Source organism: Lawsonibacter sp. LCP25S3_E2 (genome assembly GCF_052117285.1).
In the GTDB taxonomy this organism is placed as follows: Bacteria; Bacillota; Clostridia; order Oscillospirales; family Oscillospiraceae; genus Lawsonibacter.
Window position 1 is genome coordinate 274,643 of the sequence record NZ_JBQKJL010000001.1, and the last position, 14,836, is coordinate 289,478.

Annotated in this window: 11 protein-coding genes; 5 read left to right on the forward strand and 6 right to left on the reverse strand. The window is 61.1% G+C overall.

The features are described 5' to 3' along the window. Positions 1-101: 101 nt before the first annotated feature. The 6 genes from ACTQ3R_RS01430 to gpr all read right to left on the reverse strand — a co-directional run bounded on the left by ACTQ3R_RS01430 (position 102) and on the right by gpr (position 6,117). Entirely contained in the window at positions 102-1,490 is a 1,389-nt protein-coding gene (locus ACTQ3R_RS01430) for an MATE family efflux transporter (protein WP_441777471.1), read from the reverse strand. A 197-nt stretch (positions 1,491-1,687) separates the two neighbouring features. After that, positions 1,688-3,532: an FtsX-like permease family protein gene (locus tag ACTQ3R_RS01435; protein WP_441777470.1), complete on the reverse strand. Its 1,845-nt coding sequence runs from the start codon at positions 3,530-3,532 to the stop codon at positions 1,688-1,690. Further along, the gene (locus ACTQ3R_RS01440; RefSeq protein WP_441777469.1) at positions 3,522-4,289 is read right to left on the reverse strand and encodes an ABC transporter ATP-binding protein; all 768 of its coding nucleotides are present in this window, start codon (positions 4,287-4,289) and stop codon (positions 3,522-3,524) included. The genes ACTQ3R_RS01435 and ACTQ3R_RS01440 overlap by 11 nt, the downstream gene beginning before the upstream one ends. A 27-nt stretch (positions 4,290-4,316) precedes the next feature. After that, entirely contained in the window at positions 4,317-4,466 is a 150-nt protein-coding gene (locus ACTQ3R_RS01445) for a hypothetical protein (protein WP_441777468.1), read from the reverse strand. Positions 4,467-4,738: 272 nt separating this feature from the next. Further along, positions 4,739-5,014 carry a translation initiation factor 2 gene (locus ACTQ3R_RS01450; protein ID WP_441777467.1) on the reverse strand — a complete coding sequence of 92 codons (276 nt, stop codon included), beginning with the start codon at positions 5,012-5,014 and terminating at the stop codon, positions 4,739-4,741. Positions 5,015-5,226: 212 nt separating this feature from the next. After that, complete coding sequence (gpr, locus tag ACTQ3R_RS01455; RefSeq protein ID WP_441777466.1) at positions 5,227-6,117, reverse strand: GPR endopeptidase; 891 nt, start codon at positions 6,115-6,117, stop codon at positions 5,227-5,229. Positions 6,118-6,315: 198 nt separating this feature from the next. Between gpr and rpsT the strand changes: the two genes are divergently transcribed. From rpsT to ACTQ3R_RS01480, 5 genes are all read left to right on the forward strand, one after another. After that, on the forward strand, positions 6,316-6,579 hold the full coding sequence (rpsT, locus tag ACTQ3R_RS01460; RefSeq protein ID WP_441777465.1) for a 30S ribosomal protein S20: 264 nt from the start codon (positions 6,316-6,318) through the stop codon (positions 6,577-6,579). A 124-nt stretch (positions 6,580-6,703) separates the two neighbouring features. Continuing rightward, the gene (locus ACTQ3R_RS01465; protein ID WP_441777464.1) at positions 6,704-7,567 is read left to right on the forward strand and encodes a YihY/virulence factor BrkB family protein; all 864 of its coding nucleotides are present in this window, start codon (positions 6,704-6,706) and stop codon (positions 7,565-7,567) included. A 129-nt stretch (positions 7,568-7,696) separates the two neighbouring features. Next, positions 7,697-12,490 (forward strand): nicotinate-nicotinamide nucleotide adenylyltransferase, encoded by a 4,794-nt coding sequence (locus ACTQ3R_RS01470; RefSeq protein WP_441777463.1) that lies wholly within the window; start codon positions 7,697-7,699, stop codon positions 12,488-12,490. A gap of 15 nt (positions 12,491-12,505) precedes the next feature. Further along, entirely contained in the window at positions 12,506-13,744 is a 1,239-nt protein-coding gene (locus ACTQ3R_RS01475; RefSeq protein WP_441777462.1) for a lactate dehydrogenase, read from the forward strand. 12 nt (positions 13,745-13,756) lie between these two features. Next, the gene (locus ACTQ3R_RS01480) at positions 13,757-14,818 is read left to right on the forward strand and encodes a flavodoxin family protein (protein ID WP_441777461.1); all 1,062 of its coding nucleotides are present in this window, start codon (positions 13,757-13,759) and stop codon (positions 14,816-14,818) included. The last annotated feature ends 18 nt before the right edge of the window (positions 14,819-14,836 follow it).

A 14,836-nucleotide genomic window follows, 5' to 3' on the forward strand; every position in this document is an offset into this window, starting at 1 on the left:
GCATAACGCACCTAATAATAGGGATGCTATTTTTCCCCCCTTGGTGACAAAATTTGAAAAATTTTTGCCCGGCCCCATTTCAGGGCCGGGCAGCTTCGCTTTTACACTGGATTTTTCCGCAGCTCCAGCTCCACTTCTTCCACACTGGGGTAGAGCTTGTGCAGCCTGGCAATGCAGGCCATGCTGGCCGGCACCAAAAACAGGTCCGCGCAGATCCAGGCGGCAGGGGAGGCAAAGCAGGCGGCAGCAAACCCAAACATGGGCACCAGGCACAGGCCCACCACCGTTCTGGCAAACATCTCCAGCACGCCGGCCAAAATGGCAAAGGTGCTGTATCCCATGCCCTGGATGGAGAAGCGGACAATATTGACCAGAGCCAGGGGGAAGAAGAAGGCGGTAAGGGTAATGACATACTGGCTGGTGAGCTTTACCAGCAGGGTCAGCTGCTCCTCATCGGGGTTGAGGAAGAACATGGCAAACTGGGGGGCAAAGAGCAGCATAGCCACCAGGGCGATCAGAGAATAGCCCAGGCCCAGCAGGGCACAGGCTCGGATGCCCTGGCCCAGACGGCCGAGCTTGCAGGCCCCCACATTCTGCCCGCAGTAGGTGGCCATGGTGGCCCCCATGGCGTCAAAGGGGCAGGCAAACAGCTGAAAGAGCTTGGCTCCTGCGGCCACCGCCGCCACATAGACGCTGCCCAGGGTATTGACAGCAGACTGCAGCACAATGGAGCCCACAGCGGTCACCGAATACTGAAGGCCCATGGGAATCCCCATGGCGCACAGCACCTTGCAGGAGTGGAGGTCCAGCTTGCGCTCCTCCCGTGTCATGCGCAGGATGGGATAGGCCCGGCGCATGTACAGCAGGCAGGCCACACCGGAAATCCCCTGAGACACCACTGTGGCAATGGCCGCCCCGGCCACTCCCGCGTCAAACCACAAAATGAGGGCAAAGTCCAAAAAGATATTGAGGAAGGAGGACAGGGCCAGGAAGTAAACCGGCGTCTTGCTGTCCCCCAGGGAACGGATCACCCCGGCCAGGAGATTATAGAGGAAGGTGGCGGGAATGCCCATAAAGATCACAAAAATATAGGCATTGGCGTTGGCAAAAATATCAGCGGGGGTGCGCATCAGGGTGAGGATGTCCTTGCACAAAAGCCCCGTGGCCACGGTGAGCACCAGGGCAAAGAGCACAGCCAGGTAGGCGGCGTTGGCCACATACCGGCGCATTTTGGACGGCTCGTTGGCCCCCATCCGCTGGGCCACCGGAATGGCAAAGCCGTTGCACACGCCCATGCAGAAGCCGATGACAAAAAAGTTGATGGAGCCTGTGGAGCCCACAGCGGCCAGAGCCTGCGCCCCCAGCAGCTTACCCACGATCATGGTGTCTACCAGGTTATAAAACTGCTGAAAGAGCATACCGAACAGGGTGGGCAGGGCAAAGCCCACGATCAGCCGCATAGGGCTGCCCACCGTTAAGTTTTTGGTCATAGCTTCTCCTTTCTTTGCAGGGACACCGCCCCGCCTCTTTCATACCTTTCCAAAGAACCGTATTATTATAATCATTCCGTCCCGGTCTGCATAGAGATTTTTTCCACAAATTTGAGGCCTTTTGCCCCCTGTCCTTTCCTCAAAATGAAAGGGATGGACCGGGAAACATGAGTTTCCCCGGTCCATCCCGCACCTGGTTATGCACTTTTTGCCATCCGGCGGCAGGCCAGCGCCGTGGCCAGGAAGTAGCCTCCATAGACCACCACCAGCACCAGGGCGGTCACCGCGCTGCTGGAGACGCTGTCCACCTTTCCCGCCGTGGCGATCAGATCGTTGGCCGCCTTCATGCCCACCACACTGTGGACCAGCGCCAGGAGCAGGGGGAGCAGAAAGGCCAAAGCCACCTGCTGGGTGGCCGACCGGGCCACCAGCGTTTCCTCCGCGCCCAGCCGGCGCAGCAGGGCATACCGCCCTGCGTTGTCCGCCCCCTGGCTCAGCTGCTGCAGGGCCAGCACCGCCGCCGCAGCCAGCAGGAAGGTAAAGCCCAGATAGAGCCCCAGGAACAACGCCAGCATTTTGCTGCCCATCAGATCCTGGTAAATGTTAAGCCGGGTGGTGATCCAAGAGGCAAAGGAAACATCCAGAGACTGGATGGTGTCCATGAGCTCCTCTTCCGTCGCTTCCGGATCGCCCGCATAGTCCGCCGACCAGATCTGGCGGCAGGGAGAGAGCTTCTGGGCCATCTCATCGGGGATGAGCACATAGCTCAGCCCCAGGCTGCCGGTGGTGAGCTCCTCCTCCAGCTGGTCCGCCCGGTGGGGCAGCAGCCCGCTGTAGGCCGGCTTCCCCTGCCGCAGCCGCAGGGCATCGTAGTCGGACACCCGCAGGGCCGCGCTGGCGTTTTCAAAGCCAGTCACCTCAGGGTCGTTATAATAAAACACGGTGCTGTAGCTCCAGGAGAGCTTCTCTTTGGTATCAAAGCCCGCATCGCCCAGCACCTGGTCAACATCCACCAGCTCCTCCTCTCCGGAGAGGTTCTGGACTGTGATGTCAAAGGGGGCCTGGTAGCTGCTTTGGGAGGCAATGGTGTTGTTGAGGCCCACTGAGCTTGCGGTAATGCCGATAGCCAGCAGCAGGAGAATACATACCACCGTCTGGGCCAGGTAGGTGGTGTGCACCTTGCTCAGCCACTGGCGGAGGGTAAACAGGTTCAGGTTCTTGTAGTAGAGGCTGGGCCGCCCCTGGACCAGCTTCATCACAAAGCCGGACAGGGAGCGGAAAATCAAAAGCGTTCCCACCGTCCCCAGGGCCAGCATAGGGATGCAGATGGGCAGCACCGCCACGGCAATGGCCATGCCAAAGGTGAGCAGGGTGGCGTAGGCCGCCGCCAGGCAGAGAATCCCCGCCGCCAGCTGGATCACCGCCGGAGTGAGGGAGCGCACCTTCAGCACCTCATTTTTCCGCTGGCCGTAGATAAGGTCTATGAGCCGGCTCCGGGACACCCGCACCCCGCTGAACACCATCACCAGCAGAAAAATAAGGCCAAAGGAGAGCAGCGTTTTCCCCGCCGCCTGGACAGAAAAGTTCAGGGCCAGCATCCCCGCCAGATCAATCTGGAACATGGACAGGGTCAGGGCGGACAGGCCAAAGGAGGCCAGCACCCCCAGCGCCAGCCCGGCCCCCAGGGACACAAGGCCGATGACCCCGGTCTCCAGAAACAGCAGCCTGGACACCTGCCCCTGGGACAGGCCCAGCAGCAGATAGGTCCCCAGCTCCCGCTTCCTCCGGCGCAGGAGAAAGCGGTTGGCGTAGAGGATGAGACAGGCCAGCACCACCGCCACAAACACGGAGAACACATCCACCAGAATCTGGATGACCGCTACCGCCGGGTGCTCCCGCTGAGCCAGATAGGCCATGGCCCCCTGCCCCTTGACGGCGTTGAAGGTATAAAACAGGCATACCCCGAAGGTGAGGGTGAGAAAATAGACCCCATAGTCCCGGAAGGACCGGCGCACATTGCGTATGGCCAGTTTAGAGAACATCTGCCATCTCTCCTCCCATCTCCGTCACCACCCGGATGATCTTTTGGAAGAAGGCCCGGCGGTCATCCTCGCCGCGCTTCAGCTCCAAAAAGATCTGCCCGTCCCGGAGAAACACCACCCGCCCGCAGCAGCTGGCGGTAAAGGCATCGTGGGTGACCATAAGGATGGTGGCCCCCAGGTCCCGGTTCAAGGTCTCCAGGCAGTTCAGAAGCAGCCGGGCCGCTTTGGAGTCCAGTGCCCCGGTGGGCTCGTCGGCCAACACCAGGGCCGGGTGGGTCACCATGGCCCGTGCGGCAGCGCAGCGCTGCTGCTGGCCTCCCGACATCTCATAGGGGTATTTCTCCAGGCAGTTTTCGATCCCCAGCAGCCCGGCCATCTCCCGCACCCGGCCGGGGATCTGCCCCGCCGGGGCCCCGGTGATGGAGAGGGCCAGAGCAATGTTTTCTCCCGCGGTGAGGGTGTCCAGCAGGTTGCAGTCCTGAAAAATAAAGCCCAGCCGCTCCCGGCGGAATTTGGCCAGTTCCTTGCCCTTCAGGCCGGTGAGCTGCCTGCCATCAATGATGATGGACCCGGACGTGGGGCGGTCGATGGTGGACACACAGTTGAGCAGGGTGGTCTTTCCGGACCCCGAAGGCCCCATGACCCCCACAAATTCTCCTGCCTCCAAAGACAGGGACACCCCGTCCAGGGCACAGGTCACCGCCCCGCCCCGTCCATAAATTTTCTTCAAATCGGTTACCGCTAATATTTCCTCCATCGTGCTCCTCCTTCGCTCTCCCACATGTCAAGGCAGGGAAATTACCATAATTGCAGTCTCCACGGACTTCTGCTCCATGACCGGCTCTCCCGTCCAGCTGCACTCCTGTACATAGGCCGCCAGCAGCGCCAACGCCAGAGCCAGGGCACACAACGTCGTCTTCATCCGCTGCGCCATGCTCATTCACTCCTTTGGGAACGTGTTCCCTTAAACTGTATGGAAGCATACCATACAGCTGCGATATTTCCTCTAAAGGAATTATGAGGATTTCATTAAGGTTTTCTTAAACCCGCAAAAAAAGGCCCTGACGACCGGGTCGTCAGGGTCCATGGAATAAGGAGGAAATAAAAAAATCCGGCTCATTGGTACAGTCACCGTATATACAAAGGAGGTAGAAGGGGCTGCCGCTGCCCCCTTCCACACCATTCTATGCTCCCCTCCCGCTGGGGTTACAGGGCAAACAGCCACAGCCACCAGCCCGCCGAGGCTGCCACGGCGCCCACCGCTGCCCAGGCCGCACCAGGCAGCCGTTCCAGGCGCCGGTTCCAGGCCTTTCCCTGCTTCAGATAGCCGTCGGCAGCCTGCCGCGCCTCTTTCAGCACCCGCTCCGCGCTGACCCCTTCCCGCGCCAGAGCCTCCTCCTTGACAATAAAGATGGCCTCCTCAAACAGACGGGGATCGGGAGATTTCACTAAAATGACCTGGCGGGTAATCCCTTTCACCATACGATCACATCCTTTCGCGTTCTGCCCAAATATTACCGTTATTCTGTCCCATTTTTCCCGGTATATTCATCCCCGCCCTGTTACTACACTAGAAGGCGGACAAAAAGGAGGTGAGCGGTTTGCACCCTGGATTTCGCAGCCGTTTTTTCTGGTTTTTGGTGGTCTATGCCTTTAACCTGGCCATTATTTTTTTCTTTCTGGCCTTTGGATAGCTAGCTGAGCAGCAGTTCCAGCTCCTCCACCGTCATTCCGGGCTGGAGGGCAAGGTTTATGCCATAGCCGATGACCTTGGCCAGATCGGCCACCTGACTGTCGATGTCTTTGGGGGTCACAAACAGCTCTTGTCCCTGGCCCAGCCGGGGAAGCTCCTGGGTCCCCATCAAATCGGCAGCCAGTGTGGCAGCGTCCACCACCGTGGGCACGCCCACCGCTATGACCGGAATTCCAAGGGTCTGCCGATTGAGCCCCAGGCGGTGGTTTCCCACCCCCGAGCCGGGGGTGATCCCCGTGTCCGAGAGCTGGATAGTCCGGCACAGCCGCTCCACCGACCGGGACGCCAGGGCATCCACCGCAATGACGCAGGCGGGCTGGATCTTTTCACACACTGCCCGCACCACCTCCCCGCTCTCCACCCCCGTGGAGCCCAGCACCTCGGCCGCCAGGGAGGCCACCGGCCGCAGGGCCCCGAACTGCTGGGGCAGACGCTGGACCAGGTGGCGGGTGACCAGGGTCTGCTCATGGACCTTCGGTCCCACCGCGTCGGGGGTGATGGACCGGTTTCCCAGCCCGGCCACCAGCACCAGCCCCTGGGGCGGAATGTCCTTCATCAGCTCAAAGAGCTCCCCCGCCACCGCCTGGACTGCCCGCTGAAAAATGTCCTCCTCCCGGCGCTCCAGCCCCTCCAAAGTCAGGGTGACATAGCAGCCCCTGGGCTTGCCCAGGGCCTGTTCCCCCTGCTCATCCAGTACCCGGACCGTGGTCACCGGGATACCGTCCCGCAGGCCATCGTGGGCCTCCACTCCGGAGAGCCTGGTGGTCTCTCCCGCACTCTCCTGCCAAAGCTCCCTGGCCTCCAGGGCCAGGTCTGTGCGGCGTATCTGCATGTCAGTTCCTCCTAATCCCATATCTTGTGGAATGCTTCCCGCTTTACCCCTAGCTTTTGCCGCAGCAGGAAAACTATCCCGCAGACAAAAATTTTTTTGAAAAAACGGTTGATTTTTTCTTGAACCAATGGTAAAATACAAATCTGCACAGGCGCATTGCGCCTAATTTAACGATGAAAATCGGAGGAGGTGTTTGGTTTGCCGAATATTAAGTCTGCCAAGAAGCGCGTGCTGGTGTCCGAGACCAAGGCTGCGCAGAACAAGGCCGCGAAGTCCGCGCTGAAGACCGACATCAAGAAGTTTGAGGCCGCGGTGGCGGAAGGCAACCGCAGCGAGGCCGATGTCGCTTACAAGGTGGCCGTCAAGGCTGTGGATAAGGCCGCTGCCAAGGGTCTGCTGCACAAGAACAATGCCGCCAACAAGAAGAGCAATATGACCATCAAGCTGAACAAGCTGGCCTGATTATATTGATCGCGTGGAAAGCCGTCTGATTGCAGACGGCTTTTTTCGTTGCCTTTTTCCCTCCTTTTCCCGGCAAAAATCTGGTATAATAGAATATATTGCTATTGGAAAGGAGGTCCGCCCGGTGAAAAAATGGCTTTCTCTCTCCCCCGTCTCCTTCGCGCTGGAGATGGCCGACCTCTATGGCCGGGTGGGGGTATCCCGGTCTGCGGCGGCCCTGTCCTACTTTTTAATTCTCACGCTGTTCCCCCTGTTGGTATGCGTCAACTACTTCATCGGCCTGTTCCACCTGGATCTGGAGCATTTTCTCACCACGCTGGATCAGCTGCTCCCGGCAGGTGTGCTGACTATTATGTCCGACTACCTCTCCTATGTGGCGGACATCCAGTCTCCCGCCCTGCTGCTGGCCAGCCTGTTTACCATCCTCTTTTCTGCCTCCGCGGGGCTTCGCACCCTGCTGCTCACCATGGACCAGCTCTACGAGCGGGAGGTGGTCCACCCCTTCCGCCGCCTGGCCGCCAGCGTGATTTTGTCCCTGCTTTTTTTGCTCACGGTCTATCTCTCCGTGGTGGTCATCTTCACCGGCGACTGGTTTTTTACCCTCCTTCAGTCCCACCTGCCTGACTATATCGCCCGGCTGCTCCCCCTGGAGGCCCTGTCTAAGCTGTGGGTATGGCTTCGTTACCTGCTTCTTTTCTGCTTTGTCATGGTGCTGGTACTCATCGTCTACCGTACCGGCACCCCCCGTGGAGAAGTGCGGCGGGTGGTGGTGCTCCTCTCCTCCCTGGTAGCCTCCTTTGCCATCGTGGCCGCGTCGGTGGTGTTCTCCTGGTTTATCGGCATCTCCTCCCGGTACGCTTTGGTCTATGGCTCCCTGGCCTCGCTGATCATTCTGCTGGTGTGGCTCTACCTGTGCTGCAACATTCTGCTGCTGGGGGCGGTCATGGGCCGGGTGGTCAGCCTGCGCATATTGGGAAAAATCAGATAGCAAATGGCACAGGCCCCGGAACAATTCCTTCCGGGGCCTGTTTCTTCCTTTTCTTCGGGGAAAAAATGTGCTATTCTAAATGTAAGTATAGCCTCGTCCCCACTTTTGTAACAAGCTGAGGTGGTATCCGTGAACGATAAACTGATCCGGCAGCTTAACCGGGAAATTGTGGAGGCCCTGGTCTCCCGAAAATTTACCGCCGTCTCCAGCCGCCGGGCCGCCATGGCCCTGACCAAAACCCCCGGCTGGTCGGAGGGTCTCTCCGCGCTTTTTCCCATCCGCGCCCGCCTGAGCTGCACCCAGATTTTACAGGTATGCGCCCCGATTCTGGACAAGCTCTGTCCCCAGCCGCCCCAGCAGGGCTGGGGCCTCTTCTGCTACCAATACATCTGCCGCACCATGTTCCCGCAAAACGGCTTTGTCCCAGATGCCCAGCCCTACGAGGCGGGCGCCCGGTTCTATCTCACAGTCCTGCAGATCCTGCTGGACCATGAGCGCGCCGCCCTGCCCTTCGATCCCATGATGGACTTTCAGTTCCTCACCGAGGAGGAATATTCCTCCTATGACCTGGGCCGGGAATACCGCCGTTTCCTCTGGTGTTGGCGGGAGGAGTTTCTCTATGAGCTTATGCGCCTGGGGCTGGAATTCACCCCCTTTAAAACCCTCAGCCACATCTCCGGGGTCCACTACATCGCCATGACCGCCGCCCGCGGCCTGAAGGAGGCCGGAGTGGAGGTGGACCTGGCCCTCATTTCCGGCGCTGCCGCTGCCCACGACGTGGGGAAATTCGGCTGCCGGCCGGGGGAACGGGTGCCCTACCTTCACTACTACTACACGGACCAGTGGCTTTTGGAGCGGAACATGGACTCCATCAGCCACATTGCCTCCAACCACTCCACCTGGGATCTGGAGCTGGAATCCCTGTCCGTGGAGTCCCTTTTGCTCATCTACGCGGACTTCCGCTCCAAGCAGGAGCGGGACAAGGACGGCAATGAGATCACCGTTCTCTTCCCCCTGGACGAATCCTTCCAGGTGATTTTGTCCAAGCTGGACAATGTGGACTCCAAAAAGCGCCGCCGGTATGAATTTGTCTACGGCAAGCTCCACGACTTTGAGGACTACATGCGCTCCCTGGGGGTGGACGTGGATCTCACCGGGCAGCTCCAGCCCCCTCTGCCCCACAAGGACACCGCCCTCATGAACCCCCAGGAGACTCTCAACAGCCTCATTCTCCTGTCGGTGGAGCACAACCTTCAGCTCATGCACATGCTCTCCAACGAGCAGAAGTTCGGCAATATCATCGAAGAGGCCCGCTCGGTGAAGAGCTGGCAGCAGCTGCGTGCCTACCTCAACGTCTTTGAGGAGTACTTCACCTACCTGTCGGTGCGCCAAAAGACCCAGGCGCTCACCTTCCTCTATGAGCTGCTGATGCACCGTGAGGGCGACATCCGCCGCCAGGCCGGCGCCCTCATCGGCCAGATCATCGCCCGCTTCCACCTGGTCTATCGCAAGGAGGTCCCCGCCGACGCCCAGAACGACCCGGCGGAGGAGGTCCCCTTTACCCTGTGGAGCCAGTATCTGGACATGATCATCTTCCCCGACCACAAGACGACCCAGCAGCAGCGCAGCCACATCGGCTACACCCTGAAGCTGGTGGTGGAGTCCATGCTGCTCCACGCCCGTGCCGGGGACATCCCCCGGTTTTTGGGGGCTTTGCTGCACTACTACGACGACCCGGAGCACACCGACGCGGACACCGCCTTTACCCTGCTGGATGCGGCCTGCTACCTGCCCCCCAAGCACTACGGGGAGCAGACACGGGAGAAGCTCATCCGCTTTGCCGCCCACTTTGCCGCATCGGACGATCTGCGCCTCACCACCGCTGCCCTTCAGTTCCTGCGGGAGACTGAGCGCAATATCCCCCGCTCCCACCCCCAGATGGCCCGGATCGTGGAAATCGCCCGGAGCGTCCAGGGGACACAGCTGACCACCGTGTTTTTAAAGAGCAAGATCCTGCGCCGGGCGGGGGAGGATGTGTCCGACCTGGAGGAGCTGCTCTACCAGACGGACATCACCAGCGAGGTGTTCCTGGACAACCTGAAGATCGCCACCCCCTGGATCGTCAAGGTGGCCGGTGTGGACCTGCTCCGGGACCAGGTGGACCACGGGGCCCAGGCCCACATCCTCCACATCGCCACCCACTTCTCCAACCTGGTCAAGGTGTCTGAGCGGGTGGTAGTCCGCCACACCGCGGGCTCCGCCCTGGTGCGCACCCTGGCCTCCCTGCGCCGGGACCAGCGCAACGAGGTGGTGGTGGAGCTGGGCAAGGGCCTGGAGATGGGCCAGTACCAGATCTCCAAATACATCCCCCAGTATTTGGGGGAGGCTGCCCTCTACCTCCACCCCAGCGAGCTGGACGAGCAGGTGCTGTGGCTCAAGTCCCTGCTGGGTTCCCCCAATAACTCCGCTGTGGCCGGAGCTCTGAACACCGTGGGCATCCTGCTCCAGCACTACCCCGCCTACCGGGAGCGCTTTTCCGAGGACACCGCCGCCTATGAGGCCCGGCGCCAGGAGCTGCTGGGGCTTCTGCTCCAGGGTCTGGCCCACTACCGGGAGGCCGTGCGCCAGGAGGCCCTGCTGGTCATCGGTAAGCTTCTCTTCAGCTCCCCCCAGCTGAGCATGGAGGAGAAAGCCCGGCTGTTCTCCCTGTGTTACCGCAAGCTCTTGTTCCTCATCCAGGAATCCCCCCGGCAGGATGGGCTCACCTTCTTCTACCGGGCCGCCGCCCTGGCCCACATCAACCGCTTTATTGCCCTGCGGCGGTTGGATCACGGTCCCTTTACCTTTGAGACCCCCCGGAAGATCGCCTTCTTCCCCGGCACCTTTGACCCCTTCACCCTGTCTCACAAGGGCATTGTCCACGCCATCCGCAGTCTGGGCTTTGAGGTCTATCTGGCCGTGGACGAGTTCTCCTGGTCCAAAAAGGCCCAGCCTCACCTGATCCGCCGGCAGATCGTCAACATGTCGGTGGCGGGGGATTTCCATATCCACCTGTTCCCCGATGACATCCCCGTGAACATCGCCAACCCCGCCAACCTGCGCCATCTGCTGGAGCTCTTCCCCGGCCAGGAGGTCTACATCGTGGTGGGCAGCGACGTGGTGGCCAACGCCTCCTCCTACCAGGCCCCCTCCCGGCCCTATTCCATCCACCGGATGAACCACATCATCTTCCGCCGGGCGGGGGAAAAGGAACTGCCCCGTGACCTGCCCATCACCGGCGATGTGATCCGGCTGCAGCTGCCCTCCCATCTGAAGGACATCAGCTCCACCCGTATCCGGGAAAATGTGGACCTGAACCGGGATATTTCCAGTCTGGTGGACCCAGTCATTCAGGACTTCATCTATCAAAATGGCCTGTACCTGCGGGACAGTCAGAACAAGCCCATGCTGGATGCAGGCGAGCTGGAGTTTCAGTGGCTGGGGGTCCCCGACCCCATTTTGCTGGACAGCCTCACTGCCGGTCAGCCGGACCGGGAGGTCCTCCGCTCGGCCATCGCCCAGCAGGGGGACAGCGTCCTCGTACTGCGTCACAGCCACTCCCACGCCACACTGGGCTATGTGAGCTACCGCTCCCTGTCCACCTCCCAGCTTTTTGCCGCTCTGGGGGATACGGAGTTGGCCAACCACATCCGTCTGCGCGCCTCGGGCAAGGTGCTGATGGTCACCTCTCTGGCTGCCGACACCTCCGACCGGCACAAGGACTACCATCAGCTTCTGCTGTGTGAGCTGCTGGCCAAAGCCCTGGAGGAGTCCTGTGTCTACGCCATTTATGCCCCCTATGACAACACCATTTCCCCCCTGCTGGAGGATGTGCTCTCCCGCTTTGGCTTTGCCGCTCGGGAGGGAGCGCTCCCCATCTGGGAGACGGATATGCACGCCCCCACCGTCCTGATTCAAAATCTGGAAACGACCATCCAGGACCCCCTCAACCGAAACCCCAGGGTATTGTCTGCTGTGGTCCGGGGACACCGGCGCATCCAGGCCGCCCTGGCCCAGCTCTATCCCGGCTCGGTGGTGCTCACCCTGTCCGCCGATATGATCCACCAGCGGCTTCTGGAAAAGATCACCGCCTATAATAATGTCCCCGCTGTGCCCACCTCCCCGCGGGTGCTGGGCGAAAACATGTGCGTGCCCTACGGCAAGCTCCTCCGGGGCAAGATGGTGCCCAACACCGTGACCAAAACCATCCACACGGACAAGGTGTTCTCCCCCGATCTGTCCGAAAGCGTCATGGAGCCCTTCCCCTACTACGCCCCCATCGCCAGCCAGATCCGCACCATCAAGTCCTTTGACCGGCCGGTCATTTTGGTGGACGACCTTATGCACCCAGGCTTCCGCTTCAAGGCCCTGGACCCCATCTTCCGCCGGGAGGGGGTCCCTATCCGGATGGTGCTGGTGGGGGTGCTGTCCGGCTACGGCAAGGACCTGATGAACGCCTGGGAGCGGCCGGTGGACAGCGTCTATTACCTGCCCACCCTGCGGCAGTGGTTTGTGGAGTCCACCCTGTTCCCCTTCATCGGCGGCAACACCGTCCGCCGGCCCAATCCCCCGGTGCCTGGGATGCTCCCCGGCATCAACCACATCCTCCCCTACGCCACCCCCTCTTACCGGGAGGAGTGCGGCCGGGAAGCGGTGTTCCGCCTGTCCCGCGCCTGCCTGGAGAGCTCCCTGGACGTCATCCGTACCCTGGAGCAGGAATACCGCATCCTCTACGGCCGGAACCTGACCCTGTCCCGGCTGGCTGAGGCGGTCATTCTGCCTCTGTGCCCCGATAAAGGGACCTGCCTGCACTACGACCCCAACCTGTCCGCCTCCGTCTATCTGGAAAATGACCTGGAGCAGCTTTTGCGCCAGAACCAATAACAAAAAGGTGATGTTATGTATTATTACCGCTATCAGGATTGCAATCTGGTCTCTCTCACCCCTATGGAAGGCTTTGGAGCAGAAATTTCCCCCGTCACCGAAGGCCCCCTCTACGCCCTGGTGGGGGGAGACCCGGTACTGGGCCGGGGCTCCTTCAAGGTAACGCACCCCGGCCAGCTGGAGGCCGGCCACAGCCTGGAGAGTCTGGACGCCTCCCGCCTGCCGGACCCCCAGGTGGACGCGGCCGTCGCCGCCGCCATCCGGGAGGGCCGCCTCACCGCCGTCAATCAAAACCGCGCCGGCTGGGAGCAGGTCCTCACCGCCGCCCCCAAGGCGGGGAAAAAGCGGGTCAACATCCTAGCCATCGGAGACGTGGGCTCCACCCTGCTCACGGGATTGAAGCTTCTGGGGGGCGACGTGATCGAATCCATCGGCATCTGCGACCTCTCCGACCAGATCACCGCCCGGTGGGAGTTTGAGATGGGCCAGATCGCCCTGCCCTGGGACTACGATGCCTTCCCCGAAGTGAAGGTGGTCAAGCCCGAGGAGCTTTTCGACTGTGACATGTTCGTCTTTGTGGCCTCTAAGGGCATCCCCCCTGTGGGCTCCCAGGTAAAGGACGTGCGGATGTATCAGTTTGAAAACAACGCCAAAATCGTGGCCCACTACGCCAAGCTGGCACGGGCCGCCCACTTCCAGGGGCTTTGGTGCGCTGTGTCCGACCCGGTGGACCCCCTGGCCAAAACTGCCTATCTGGAGAGCAACAAGGACGAAAACGGCGTCTTTGACGGCAAGGGCCTGCGCCCTGAGCAGGTCCAGGGCTTCGGCCTGGGGGTAATGAACGCACGGGCGGCCTACTTTGCCAAGCGGGAAGCCAAGCTGGCCTCTTTCCTCACCGAGGGCCGCTCCTTCGGCCCCCACGGCACCGGGCTTTTCATTGCCAACTCCATCGACCACTACGACGAGGCCATCTCCCAGGAGCTGACCCAAAAGACGGTCACCGCCAATCTGGTCATGCGGGAGATCGGTTTTAAGCCCTATGTGGCCCCCGCCATGTCCTCCGGCGCCCTGTCCCTGCTGCTTACCCTCCGGGGGCAGTGGCACTGCGGGTCGGTGTTCCTGGACGGGATCTACATGGGGGTCAAGAACCGCTACACCCCCGCCGGGGTGGAGACGGAGCTGCTGCCCCACATCCCTGACCAGCTATTCGGCCACATCCGGGATGCCGCAGAGCATTTGAAGTCCATTTTGTAAGAAGGTGACCCTATGTCCCTTGTTGTCATTCACCCCACTCCCGACGCCGCCTGGGCGGATATGCGCCTGCAAGGGGTGCTGCGGCATGCCCTGGAGGGCCGGGACTTCCGCACGGTATGCCGCGCGGAGGAGCTGGAGGAGGTATCGGGAGAGAAGCTTCTCTTTGCCGTCCCCCTGGGGGAGGCGGGCATCAACCTGGAGTATACCCGGCTGCTCCTCCAGCTGCGCACCCGGCCCAACCTGCTCCAGGGCTGCACCGCCGCTCTCATTGTGGACGGGGCAGGGGAGCTCTACACCAAGTCGGTGGGGGCCGAGCTGGCCCTGGCTGTAAACCGCTCCGGCTGCGCTCTGCCGGGCCGACCCCTGGTGGAGGGCACCGGTTCCCTGGCTAACTTTGCCGTCCAGGCCAAAAATCTGGATACCGATCTCATGGGGGCCTACCGCGCCGCCGCAAGGGAACTGGTGGACCGGCTGCTGGGGGAGACCTTTCCCAAGCGTCCCCGGCCAAAGCTTCTGGCCCTTCACGCCTCCAGCCACCACACCTCCAACACCATGGCCCTGTGGGCCAGGGTAAAAAGCTCTCTGGAGGACTGCTGCGACATCCGGGAGATCGGCCTTCGCAACGGCACCCTGTCCGACTGCTCCGGCTGCCCCTACACCATGTGCCTCCATTTCGGCGAGCGTGGGGGCTGCTTCTATGGAGGCGTCATGCAGGAGGAGGTCTATCCCGCTGTGCGGGAGGCGGACGCCCTGGTGCTGCTGTGCCCCAATTATAACGATGCCCTCTCCGCCAACCTCACCGCTTTCATCAACCGCCTCACCGCCCTGTTCCGCCAGACCCGCTTTTATGACAAGGCGGTCTTTGCCCTGGTGGTATCGGGCTACTCCGGGGGAGATATTTTGGCCCGGCAGGTCATCTCCGCCATGAACATGAACAAGTCCTTCTACCTGCCCCCTCATTTTGCTCTCATTGAGACAGCCAATTTCCCCGGTCAGGCCATGGCCCTGCCTGGGATCGAGGAGCGGCTGGAGGCCTTTTCCCAACGGATCCGCGCCACGATTTTGGACCAATAACAAAACCCCGCCCGGAAG

Bases quoted from the DNA above. Each gene is read 5' to 3' on its own strand.
- ACTQ3R_RS01430 (WP_441777471.1), bottom strand. From the start codon at position 1,490: ATGACCAAAAACTTAACGGTGGGCAGCCCTATGCGGCTGATCGTGGGC.
- ACTQ3R_RS01435 (WP_441777470.1), bottom strand. From the start codon at position 3,532: ATGTTCTCTAAACTGGCCATACGCAATGTGCGCCGGTCCTTCCGGGAC.
- ACTQ3R_RS01440 (WP_441777469.1), bottom strand. From the start codon at position 4,289: ATGGAGGAAATATTAGCGGTAACCGATTTGAAGAAAATTTATGGACGG.
- ACTQ3R_RS01445 (WP_441777468.1), bottom strand. From the start codon at position 4,466: ATGGCGCAGCGGATGAAGACGACGTTGTGTGCCCTGGCTCTGGCGTTG.
- ACTQ3R_RS01450 (WP_441777467.1), bottom strand. From the start codon at position 5,014: ATGGTGAAAGGGATTACCCGCCAGGTCATTTTAGTGAAATCTCCCGAT.
- gpr (WP_441777466.1), bottom strand. From the start codon at position 6,117: ATGCAGATACGCCGCACAGACCTGGCCCTGGAGGCCAGGGAGCTTTGG.
- ACTQ3R_RS01475 (WP_441777462.1), top strand. From the start codon at position 12,506: ATGTATTATTACCGCTATCAGGATTGCAATCTGGTCTCTCTCACCCCT.
- ACTQ3R_RS01480 (WP_441777461.1), top strand. From the start codon at position 13,757: ATGTCCCTTGTTGTCATTCACCCCACTCCCGACGCCGCCTGGGCGGAT.